Genomic DNA, 10932 nt, shown 5'->3' on the forward strand with positions numbered 1-10932 from the left:
TGCCAATCAATCCTAAGCTCTCTTTTGAAGTGCGTACATAACAAAGATAGAGGTTACAATCAACCAAGATCCTAAGATGGCGAAGACCAACATCCCATTTTGTGTTAGTAAACCAATCGCACCTAGAACGAATGGAGTCGTGAAGGCTCCAAAACTACAGCCTAAAACCGCAAATGAGGTTGCTTGATTGAGGAGTTTAGCTGGAATTCTTTCAGAGACAAGTTGAAAGACCGTCGTCAAGGCTACACTGTAGGCAAAACCAGCCAGAACACTTCCTACTACCATCACACCCAATGACGGAGACAAGGCAATCACAATCTGTCCCAATCCAAAGGTAATACCAGACCAAAGTAGCAATCTTTCTTTAAAGAGAGAAATCAAGAAAGAAAAACTCACGCCAGCCACAATCCCAATCAACTGCATGACACTAAGAACAAAACTAGATAATTGAGCATCCCCGAGACCTCTTTCCACCATCAAACTAGGAATACGAATAGTGATAGCTGTATTGGTGCAGACAACAACTGCTGCTTCGACAGCCAATAGAAAAATTAATCCTTTCATCTGTTCTGTCAAACGAGTCGTTTCGGCCTCTTTTTTCTTTGTTTCTTTCTTTTCTTTCCCATAAGGGACAAAGAGCAGATAAAGGACCAATACTAAAAATCCAGCACTATAGGCTAGGAAGGTAGCTGTCCAACCAAAGGCCAACAACTGGCCGACTGCCAAGGTAATGAGAGAAGCTCCGACAACCTCTGCAGAACCGCGTAGCCCTAACATCTGAATTCGCGTTTTTCCTTGATAGCGTTCACTGATAATGGAAATGGCCTTAGCATTGATCATCCCAACACCCAAACCAAAGAGAATCCGTGTTCCAAAGACAAAGGGATAGGCTTGATACCAGAAGGGAGCCGTCCCACTCAGTGATAAAATTAGCAATCCCAAACTAATCTGTAAGCGCTCAGGAAATATTTTTTCTAAGAAACCATTTAGTAGTAACATAATCATGATTCCAAAGGATGGCAAGCTCGCTAAGAGCTCAATTTGTTCCTTAGGATAACCTTGATAATAGTCAAACATGGCTGGCAGGGCACTTGATATGGAAAAGGAGGTAATCAAAACGAGGGATAGGGCCAAAATACTAGCCCGTTCTAAATATTGTTTCATGGATTTTCTTTCTGTATATTTCTCACTGTTGATCCTTTTAAAAGGAAGATGGCAAGAAAAGAAGGAGCCCGATTGAACTAGAGACTCCGTCCTAACTTTCCTAATAGAAAGCCTATTTTCTCTTGATTTGCTTGATAAAGTAGAAGATAAATCCTGCAACCATATAGGCAACAAAAATGATCAAACACCATTTGATGACCACGTCCCAACCCTTGTTCACATTTAAGAAGAAATAAGGGAAGGGATTGTCCTTGGAATTCGGAATATTGAGTTTTAAGACCAAGCCATTGAACAAGGCAAAAATCATATAAACCAAGGGCAAGATGGTCCACAAGACTGGATCCCAGATCTTGTATTGACCCTGTTTATCAAAGAAGAGGGTGTCGGCTAAAAACCAGAGTGGAACGATATAGTGGCAAAGGAAATTTTCCACACGGTAAAAGTCTGTCGCAATCGGAGCAAGCATAAAATGGTAAATCACACAGGTAATCATGATACTCATGGTAACACCACCCTTGAGACGAAGCAAGGTCGGACTTTGCCAATTTTCACCTGAACGGCTCATCACACGGAGCAGATAACCCGTGAAAATCGTTACCAAAAGATTGGACAACACTGTGTAGTAAAGGAGCATACCAAAGCCACCGTGCTTGGTAATCTCCAAATAAACTCCTGTAAATGCCGCTAAGAACAAGAGCACACGACTATAAAAGATAAATTTGTAGTTCAGTTTCATGGCTAGATTTTCTTAACAAATTCTGACTTGAGTTTCATAGCTCCAAAACCATCAATCTTACAGTCGATGTTGTGGTCACCTTCTACGATACGGATATTTTTAACACGAGTTCCTTGTTTCAAATCCTTTGGTGCACCTTTTACTTTCAAGTCCTTGATAAGGGTTACAGTATCGCCGTCGGCTAATTTATTTCCGTTGGCATCGATAGCAACAACACCTTCTTCTACTTCTGCAACTTCTGCAGGGTTCCACTCATAGGCACACTCTGGGCAGACCAAGAGACTTCCGTCTTCGTAGACATATTCTGAATTACATTTTGGGCAATTTGGTAAGTTGTTCATGGGTTCTCCTTATAACATTTCACTATTTTTTGAAAATCAAAATTTCTCGAACAGCAACTATTATACCGTAAAATCCTACTTTTGACAATGTGTCCTAAGTCCAGCAGACAAAAAAATCATGCAACTTTTTACAGTTACATGACTTTAAAAAAATGATTGGTCATGGGCACTTATCAAGCACCTCATGATAAAAGGGGTAGCAACTATATCTTACAAACCAGGAGCTTGTCCAAGTTCTGCCGCAAGCATCCAAACTGTTTTCTCAAGTTCAGCCTTAGCACCAACAAAGATATCGTTTGTAACATCATCGCCTTCTTCATCAGTCACATCCAAAGCTTTTTGGAAAAGAGCGATGAGGTAGCGATAAATCGCTAGAACACGTTCCAAGCTTTCTTCAACGTTACGGAATTCTCCCTCTTCTTCTTCGATTTCACTATGTTGAAGGAATTCTGTCAAAGTTGAGTAAGGTTTGCCTCCAAGGGTGATCAAACGTTCGCTGATTTCGTCAAGATAGCCATCAAGGCTGTCCATGTATTCATCCATTTTTGGATGCCATACTAGGAAACCACGACCACGCATATACCAGTGAACTTGGTGAAGGGCAATGTGAGCCACATACAAGTCCGCTACTGCTTGGTTCAATACTTCTTTTGTTTTTACCAATGCTACTGGCGCTGTTTTAGATAATGTTGTAACGTCTTTTACTGCTTCTTTTTTCAATTCAACCATATTTCTTACCTCTTTTCATTTTTTTATAACCACTTTACAGTAGCTATGATACAAGTATACTACTACCAGAAAACGATAGCAAGAAAAGTGTACTATCTGAGAAAAGTTGTAATAGACTGATAATTTAAGAATAGTCTGGACAGTTTTTCTTAGCTGACTTGATCAGATTTACCCGAAAATTGGCTTTGGTACAAATCATAATAAAAGCCTTTTGCTTGAAGCAAGCTTTCATGATTTCCCTGCTCAATAATCTGTCCATCCTTAAGAACGAGAATCTTGTCTGCTTCTTGTATCGTAGAGAGACGGTGGGCGATGACAAAACTGGTTCTTCCCTTCATCAAGCGTTTCATAGCTTTTTGAATCAAGAGTTCCAAACGAGTGTCAACAGAGGAAGTCGCTTCATCAAGAATGAGAATTTTAGGATTGGCTAGGAGAGCACGCGCGATGGTCAAGAGTTGTTTTTGCCCAAGGGAAATATTACTTGACTCTTGGTTCATCTCCATGTTGTAACCACCAGGAAGAGTTCGGATAAAATGGTCTACATTTGCTGCTTTGGCAGCTTCTATTATTTCCTCGTCACTGGCGTCAAGATTTCCAAAACGTAGGTTTTCTTTGATCGTACCTTCATAAAGCCAAGCATCCTGTAAGACCATCCCAAACTGACGGCGGTAGTCTTGACGTGACAGCTGGCGAATATCCTGCCCGTCAACCAAGATTGCGCCTGCTGTGACATCGTAAAAGCGCATAAGCAGATTGATTAAGGTCGTCTTGCCAGCTCCAGTCGGACCAACAATCGCCACCATCTCTCCCGGTTGAACTTCTAGATTAAAGTCTCGAATCAATGGTTTGTTTTCAACATACTGGAAGTCAACATGTTGGAAGGTCACCTGACCTGTTAAGGGTTCAAGGATTTCGAGTTCTTCTCCCTTGACTTCCTCTGTCTCATCCAAGATGTCGAAGATGCGGTCTAACGAAGACTTGGCACTCTGCATTTGACCCGCAAGTTGTGTGATGTTTTGGATAGGCTGGCTGACCTGCCAAACGTACTGAACAAAGGCCTGCATATTCCCCACTGTCAAACGACCTGCGATAACTTGCAAACCACCAAGAACTGCAACGATCAGATAGGTCAAGTCCGATACAGCATGAAGGGCTGGCATCATGAGGCCAGAGATAAAGCTAGCTTTAAAACCAACACGTTGGAGGTCGTCTGTAATCTTAGAAAATTCTTTATGAGAAGTTTCCTCACGACCGTAGAGTTTCAAGACATTAAAACCTGTAAGATTTTCCTGTACATAGCCATTCATTCGTCCTAAAATAGCTGCCTGCTCTTTAAAATAAGGCTGAGAACGTTTCAGGATACTTCTGGCACCAAAATAGGTCACTGGAATGGATAGAATCACTACAAGGGCCAGTTGAAAGTTCAGGTATAAAACCATTCCCATGACGAGGACAATCGTCAGAACAGCATTGACAATTTGGAGAAAAGACTGTTGAAGAGCATTAGACACTGTCTCAACGTCACTGGTAAAGCGCCCCAACAAATCACCAAATTGGTGTTTGTCAAAGAAAGATACTGGGATACGATTGAGTTTTTCTGTCATTTCATTTCGCAGATCCTGAGTCATAGACTGGACCGCATTGGTCATGAAATAGTTAGAATAATAGGCTCCTAACTCATATAATAACCCTCGAAGCAAATAGAGAACCAATATAATTGCTATGTAGCGAATATTTAGCTCTGCACCCGCTACTCCCTTCGCCATATCCAAAAGGTTCTTGGTCAACTCCGTAATGGCTAGCCCCAATACAAAAGGCTCCAAGACACTCATGATCACACTCAAAACTTTTAAAAAGACTGCAAAAAATACAGAGAAACGGTAGGCTTTCAAATAGCTCCACAAACGAGCCAAACTAGATTGTGTTTTCATATTTCCTCCTATTCTTCTGTTAGAGATGCATTTTTCAACTGCGACTCAGCAATTTCACGATAGATGTCATTGGACTCCATCAATTCCTCATGTCGACCACGGCCCACGATTTCTCCCTTATCAAGAACGATGATCTGATCCGCATCCATGATGGTTCCGACACGTTGAGCGACAATTAAAACCGTTGCATTTTGAGTGACTTCCTTGAGACGACGACGTAAAATAGCATCCGTACGATAATCCAAGGCTGAGAAAGAATCGTCAAAAATATAGATATCAGGATTCTTTATAACCGCTCTGGCAATTGAGAGACGTTGCTTCTGTCCCCCAGAAAGGTTGCTTCCGCCTTCAGCTAGATGGGTCGCAAAGCCTTCTTCTCGGCTTTCGATAAAATCTTTGGCTTGCGCCACATCCGCTGCCTGATGTAAATCTTTGTGACTAGCATCTTCCTTCCCATAGCGGATATTTTCAGCGATAGTTCCTGTAAAAAGCAAGGCCTTCTGCGGGATAAAACCAATCTTTTGGCGGAGAGACTTAAGGCGGTAATCCCTCACATCAACACCATCTACTTTGATTTTCCCAAGTGTGACATCGTAAAAACGAGGAATCAATTGCACAAGAGAGGACTTGCCCGATCCGGTCGATCCGATAAAGGCAATGGTTTCACCCGGTTTAGCGCTGAAAGAAATGTTGTGCAAAACAGGATTTTCCGTCTCTCCAGGATAGGCAAAGGTGACATTTTCAAATTCCAAATAGCCGTGAGTTGCTGTCTCTCTAACGCCTCCTTCATTTGGATCAATAGAAATCGGCATATCCATGACTTCTTTCAATCGTTCACTCGAAACGGCTGTACGAGGATACATGGTGAAGAGATTGGATAGGAAAAGGAAGGACAAGAGAGCGTGAAAACTATATTCGATAAAGGCTACCAGATCCCCAATCTGCAAATTTCCCTGCTGAAGAGGTTCTAACGCAAACCAGACAATGGCCACTATCATGGCAATGATAATCTGAACAAACAAGGGTTCTGTCAGACCGGTTAGTTTAAACAGACGATTAGAATTGGCTGCATAGACTGCATTTTGTCCTGCAAAGCGTTCTTCTTGAAACTCCTCACGAGCAAAGGCACGAATGACACGGAGCCCCATCAGGTTTTCCCTAGCATATTGGTTTATCTTATCTAAAGTAGCCTGTTGCTTCTCTGACAACGGTCGAGTCTTGACTGCTACATAAATGACCACCACGGCTAAGAAAGGTACTGCAAAGGCCACTATCCAGGCTAATGACGGACTGGTCAGGAAGATCATTAAGATACTGGACAGCATCATCATAGGAGTGATGACACCCAGTTTTAAGGTCTGTTCCGCAAACTGCATGAGAACAAAGGCATCACTGGTAATACGAGTAACCAATGATGACACTCCTATTTTTTCATATTCATGATGAGAATACTCTTGTAATTTGGCATAGAGATCATCCCTCATATCCTTAACCATATTGGTCGTCAGCTTACTAGCAGCATAGGCTAAAACTATACGCCCACATGTTCCCAAGACGATAATTATCAACATAACGATAGCCCAAACATACAATTGATGCTGATTCCCTTTATTCACACCTTCATCAATCATCCGAGCCAAAATAGTTGGCAATCCAAGATTGACGATAACAAAGAAAACAGCTCCAAAGAAATCCAAGAATAACCACTTGGGATATTTTTTCAAATAAGACCAAATATAGAGCATAACTCCCCCTTTCATAACCTTTTGATACAGAAAAGAGCGCACATCTGCACGCCTTTCCTTCCCTAAGGAACTTTCCTAGTCGGAAAAATTCCTCTTTCACAAGAATACTCCAAGTAAAAACAAGACAGGCAGTCAAAGTCACCTGATACTTTTGACTGTCTGTCTGGAAAAAACTAGATTATTTTACAAAATCAAGCAATGCCAAGAAGCTTTCAGCTTCAAGTGACGCACCACCAACAAGGGCACCGTCAACGTCTGGGCAAGCCATGTATGAAGCAACGTTTTCAGGTTTAACAGAACCACCGTATTGAACACGAACTTTGTCCGCAACTTCTTGACCAAAGTCTGCAGCTACAACGTCACGAACGACTTTACACATTTTTTGTGCGTCGTCTTGTGAAGCTGATTTACCAGTACCGATAGCCCAGATTGGCTCATAAGCGATAACTGATGCAGCAACTTGTTCAGCTGTCAATCCAGCCAATGCAGCAGATACTTGAGCACCTACGAATTCAGCAGCTTTACCAGCTTCGTAAGTTTCAAGTGACTCACCACAACAGATGATTGGAAGCATACCGTTTGCAAAGATTGCTTTTGCTTTTTTGTTGATATCTTCGTCAGTTTCATGGAAGTAGTCACGACGTTCTGAGTGACCGATAACAACGTAGTCAGTACCGATTTCCTTCAAAACTTGTGGGCTAGTTTCACCAGTGAAAGCACCTGCATTTTCAAAGTAAGTATTTTGCGCAGCAACTTTAAGGTTTGAACCTTTAGCAGCAGCAAGAACAGTTGTCAAATCAACTGCAGGAGCTGCGATACCTGCTTCAACAAGATCTGATGAAGGAAGTTTTGACGCAACGGCTTCAACGAATGCTTTTGCTTCTTCTGGATTTTTGTTCATTTTCCAGTTACCAGCGATAAATGGTTTACGTGACATTTCACATACCTCTTTTTTCATTTTATTCACTATTATTCTATCATATTTATAAGGAGCTTGCAAACCTTACTCTAATTTTCAAGATTTTTCAAGCGACTAATCTTGCCACAAATTCATGGCATCGAGGAAATCAGCCGAAGCCTGAACTTGTTTGGGATTGTTAGCTTCTCGCTCTGCTCGTTTGGCCTCTACCTGAGCCACAGACTGAATGCCTTCATGGCGCCAATTCCGAAGGATGGCCTGAATATATTTCCAGTTTGGCTTGCCATTTAGAACCGCCTCTCGGAGAGCTTCCTTGATCAAATCCGTCTTAACTCCATCTTCTTTGACAGTCTTGGAAAGATCTTCGATTTCAAACGGCGTTAGCAAGCGTCCCAATTCCTGCTGAAATGTCTCAACCAGATTCTTCAATTGATTTTGCGGGTTTGATGCTGTTGCAGCTGGAGTCTGACTGTCCAACAAGTTATCCAAGCGTTCAAAGGCCAAACTAGCATCAAAGATCAGCTCAATCTCCCCATTCAGTTCAATGGTCCGATATTGTAGCAAACCATTTTCTGTCAAATTCGAAATAGATTGGTTGACATCTGCTACCTCTTTCCCAATGATTTCAGCTATTTGGCTTGGCGATAGCTCATCCAAAGCAGATGTATTTTGTAGATAAAAAAATTGCCAGACCAGAAAATCTTCGCTGGAAGGAAAGAGTTTCTTAAAATGCAAGAGCAGGGCACTTGGTAAAACCAAGTTCCCTGATTTAAAAGCGTCAAAATATGTCATAATTCCTCTTATAAATATCCAAATGCAGCCGCATCATCCTCTATCTTTCTCCAGTCAAAAGGGGTTTCTTGATAAACTGCATAGTTTACCCAATTGCTGAAAAAGAGGGCGGCTGATGAAGACCAACAGAGACAGGGCGTCTCATTTACATCATCATTTTTAAAGTAGTTCTCTGGGATATGAGGGTCGAGTCCCGCCTCATAATCACGAAAATACTCTCTTGCCAAAGTGTCACGATCATACTCCAAATGACCAAAACTATAAATCTCACGCAAATCTCGACTAGCTAGGATAGAAACCCCAACCTCAGGACCTTCTGACAGGATCTCCAGATTGGTCTTATTTAAGATTTCTTCTTTTAAAATCTCAGTATGACGAGAATGGGGAGCTACATAGCGATCATCAAAACCTCTAAAAAGAAGGTGCCCTTCTTTTAAGGTGTCCTGTGGATAAATGCCTGATAGTTTCCGATCCATCTGGTGTTTTTCAACACCATAGCGAACATAAAGACCTGCTTGTGCTCCCCAACAGATATGGAGGGTTGAAAAAACATGCGTCTTGGACCATTCGATGACCTGCTTGAATTCTTCCCAATAATCCACCTTCTCAAAAGGCAAATGCTCCACTGGTGCTCCTGTGATAATCATTCCATCAAAAAAGTCATCCTTGACCTCTGGAAAGGTCTTATAGAAGGTTTCCATATGTTCAGCACGAGTTGTCTTGGAACGATGTGTTTCCATATATAAGAAATCAATATCTAATTGCAAAGGGGTATTAGCCAAATGCCGTAAGAGTTGCGTTTCTGTTACCATTTTTTGAGGCATGAGATTTAAAATCAAAATCTTCAAGGGGCGAATATCCTGATGAGCAGCCCGTTGGTCGTCCATCACAAAAATATTTTCTGTCCTTAAAATCTCCACAGCTGGTAACTTTTTATCAATTCGAATCGGCATAATACCCTCCTAACAGTTCTCTATTTCGGGAATGATGTTGTCTGTTTGAAAGTAAAAACCTCCAAATACTTCTTCCCTTTATTATACTGTATGAAGATATAGTTTTCAATTATAGTTTTTCTCTAACTAGCTATAGTTAATTTATATAGCAGATGAAGAGAAAACAGCCCCAAGGACTGTTTTTCATTAATAATGCATAAGTACCTTGTAATCGTAATCTCCGATTTTTTCACGGCCTTTAAGCTCATCTAACTCAATCAAGAAAGCACAACCGGCTACAACTCCACCAAGTCTTTCAATCATCTCAATCGTTGCCTTGACAGTTCCACCTGTTGCTAAAAGATCATCTACGATGAGAACACGTTGACCTGGCTTAATCGCATCAGCATGCATGGTCAAGGTATCAATACCATACTCTTTCTCATAGTCAGCAGAAATGACTTCACGTGGCAATTTCCCTGGCTTCCGAACAGGCGCAAAGCCAATTCCCAACTCAAAAGCAACTGGACAGCCAACAATAAATCCACGAGCCTCTGGACCCACAATCATGTCAATCTTCTTGTCTGTTGCATACTGAACAATTTCACGAACAGCGTAGCTATAAGCATTTCCATCTGCCATCAAAGGGCTGATATCACGGAAGGTGATGCCTTCCTTAGGATAATTTTCAATCGTTGCGATATAATCTTTTAAATTCATCTTTTTCTTTCTTTCAAAGTTTTTTACTCTCTATTATACCATACTTTCTATGAAAGAAAAACTAGAAGATGAGCTTTTAGTTCTCTGATTTCCGACTAGCCATAGCAATAAAACCAAGCTCTTCCTTATTTTTTTGGAACATTTTATACATGGTCCAAAACTGTTTGCGATTTTCCTTTTTGCAGGCATTTAGGCAAATTTTCAGAGTCCCTAGCCAACCTTCGTCATAGACCATACCAGATAACTTCATCAAGGTCATGTCTCCTGTATAGGTAGCGACAGATGCATAGCCCGCCTCTTGCATCAAGCATCTCCAGCCACTTTCCGTCAAAGGACCTACATTGACATTAATAGCAGAAGACAATTCTTGGCGAACAGTCTCCTTCTCCTGTTTCAACAAAACATCGTGTGTCAACACAATGCCACCTGGTTTTAGAACACGCAGATATTCCTGTACACATTTTTTCTTTGCTGCTTCTGCCTGCATGGTCAGCATGGCTTCGTTTAAAACAATATCAAAATGTTGTTCTTTGTAAGGGAGCTTCATGGCATTTGCTCGCTCAAAGGTTACCAATTCAGCCACTCCCGCTTTTTTTGCATTTTCTTTGGCCAACTCAAGCGCTTTACTATCCATATCCACAGCAACAATTTTACAACCAAAGCGTTGGGCTAATTCGATAGCTGTGGTCCCCATATTACAGGCAACCTCCAAAACCAATGTATCCTTCGAAAATCCACCTTGCTCTATCAGCCAATCCGTCGCCCTTTTCCCCCCTGGGCGCAAGCGTTTCTTTCCTAACTTTGCTAAAAATTTATGACCTGCTTCTCCCACTGGTCTTCCTCCTTTTTTCTTCATTATAACACAAAATGAAGTTTTCTGACAATTCTAACCTTTATGGAGATACAAAAAAACAAGCATCTGT

At 41.4% G+C, this 10932-nt stretch carries 11 protein-coding genes; all 11 read right to left on the reverse strand.

The features are described 5' to 3' along the window. Positions 1-12: 12 nt before the first annotated feature. The 11 genes from SORDD16_RS06880 to SORDD16_RS06930 all read right to left on the reverse strand — a co-directional run bounded on the left by SORDD16_RS06880 (position 13) and on the right by SORDD16_RS06930 (position 10841). Positions 13-1164, reverse strand: a complete 1152-nt coding sequence (locus tag SORDD16_RS06880; protein ID WP_061452842.1) for an MFS transporter — start codon at positions 1162-1164, stop codon at positions 13-15. A gap of 112 nt (positions 1165-1276) precedes the next feature. After that, on the reverse strand, positions 1277-1900 hold the full coding sequence (locus SORDD16_RS06885; RefSeq protein WP_061415029.1) for a Pr6Pr family membrane protein: 624 nt from the start codon (positions 1898-1900) through the stop codon (positions 1277-1279). Positions 1901-1902: 2 nt separating this feature from the next. After that, entirely contained in the window at positions 1903-2241 is a 339-nt protein-coding gene (locus tag SORDD16_RS06890; protein ID WP_001061600.1) for a zinc ribbon domain-containing protein YjdM, read from the reverse strand. 210 nt (positions 2242-2451) lie between these two features. Further along, positions 2452-2970, reverse strand: coding sequence for a Dps family protein (locus tag SORDD16_RS06895; protein WP_061452843.1), 519 nt, complete (start codon positions 2968-2970; stop codon positions 2452-2454). 149 nt (positions 2971-3119) lie between these two features. Beyond that, the gene (locus SORDD16_RS06900; RefSeq protein ID WP_061452844.1) at positions 3120-4901 is read right to left on the reverse strand and encodes an ABC transporter ATP-binding protein; all 1782 of its coding nucleotides are present in this window, start codon (positions 4899-4901) and stop codon (positions 3120-3122) included. A gap of 8 nt (positions 4902-4909) precedes the next feature. Beyond that, complete coding sequence (locus SORDD16_RS06905; RefSeq protein ID WP_061452845.1) at positions 4910-6646, reverse strand: ABC transporter ATP-binding protein; 1737 nt, start codon at positions 6644-6646, stop codon at positions 4910-4912. A gap of 178 nt (positions 6647-6824) precedes the next feature. After that, positions 6825-7583 carry a triose-phosphate isomerase gene (gene tpiA, locus SORDD16_RS06910; RefSeq protein WP_061452846.1) on the reverse strand — a complete coding sequence of 253 codons (759 nt, stop codon included), beginning with the start codon at positions 7581-7583 and terminating at the stop codon, positions 6825-6827. A gap of 96 nt (positions 7584-7679) precedes the next feature. Then, positions 7680-8357, reverse strand: a complete 678-nt coding sequence (locus tag SORDD16_RS06915) for a DnaD domain-containing protein (RefSeq protein WP_061452847.1) — start codon at positions 8355-8357, stop codon at positions 7680-7682. 8 nt (positions 8358-8365) lie between these two features. Beyond that, a complete protein-coding gene (metA, locus tag SORDD16_RS06920; RefSeq protein WP_061452848.1) occupies positions 8366-9310 on the reverse strand; it encodes a homoserine O-acetyltransferase MetA in 945 nt (314 codons plus the stop codon). A 186-nt stretch (positions 9311-9496) separates the two neighbouring features. Then, on the reverse strand, positions 9497-10009 hold the full coding sequence (locus SORDD16_RS06925; RefSeq protein WP_001049316.1) for an adenine phosphoribosyltransferase: 513 nt from the start codon (positions 10007-10009) through the stop codon (positions 9497-9499). A gap of 76 nt (positions 10010-10085) precedes the next feature. Further along, on the reverse strand, positions 10086-10841 hold the full coding sequence (locus SORDD16_RS06930; RefSeq protein ID WP_061452849.1) for a class I SAM-dependent methyltransferase: 756 nt from the start codon (positions 10839-10841) through the stop codon (positions 10086-10088). Between the last annotated feature and the right edge of the window lie 91 nt (positions 10842-10932).

Source organism: Streptococcus oralis, from assembly GCF_001578945.1.
GTDB lineage: Bacteria > Bacillota > Bacilli > Lactobacillales > Streptococcaceae > Streptococcus > Streptococcus oralis_Q.

What these genes read in the sequence shown, in the direction of transcription:
- SORDD16_RS06880 (WP_061452842.1), bottom strand. Translation starts at nt 1,164, where the DNA reads ATGAAACAATATTTAGAACGGGCTAGTATTTTGGCCCTATCCCTCGTT.
- SORDD16_RS06885 (WP_061415029.1), bottom strand. Translation starts at nt 1,900, where the DNA reads ATGAAACTGAACTACAAATTTATCTTTTATAGTCGTGTGCTCTTGTTC.
- SORDD16_RS06890 (WP_001061600.1), bottom strand. Translation starts at nt 2,241, where the DNA reads ATGAACAACTTACCAAATTGCCCAAAATGTAATTCAGAATATGTCTAC.
- SORDD16_RS06895 (WP_061452843.1), bottom strand. Translation starts at nt 2,970, where the DNA reads ATGGTTGAATTGAAAAAAGAAGCAGTAAAAGACGTTACAACATTATCT.
- SORDD16_RS06900 (WP_061452844.1), bottom strand. Translation starts at nt 4,901, where the DNA reads ATGAAAACACAATCTAGTTTGGCTCGTTTGTGGAGCTATTTGAAAGCC.
- SORDD16_RS06905 (WP_061452845.1), bottom strand. Translation starts at nt 6,646, where the DNA reads ATGCTCTATATTTGGTCTTATTTGAAAAAATATCCCAAGTGGTTATTC.
- tpiA (WP_061452846.1), bottom strand. Translation starts at nt 7,583, where the DNA reads ATGTCACGTAAACCATTTATCGCTGGTAACTGGAAAATGAACAAAAAT.
- SORDD16_RS06915 (WP_061452847.1), bottom strand. Translation starts at nt 8,357, where the DNA reads ATGACATATTTTGACGCTTTTAAATCAGGGAACTTGGTTTTACCAAGT.
- metA (WP_061452848.1), bottom strand. Translation starts at nt 9,310, where the DNA reads ATGCCGATTCGAATTGATAAAAAGTTACCAGCTGTGGAGATTTTAAGG.
- SORDD16_RS06925 (WP_001049316.1), bottom strand. Translation starts at nt 10,009, where the DNA reads ATGAATTTAAAAGATTATATCGCAACGATTGAAAATTATCCTAAGGAA.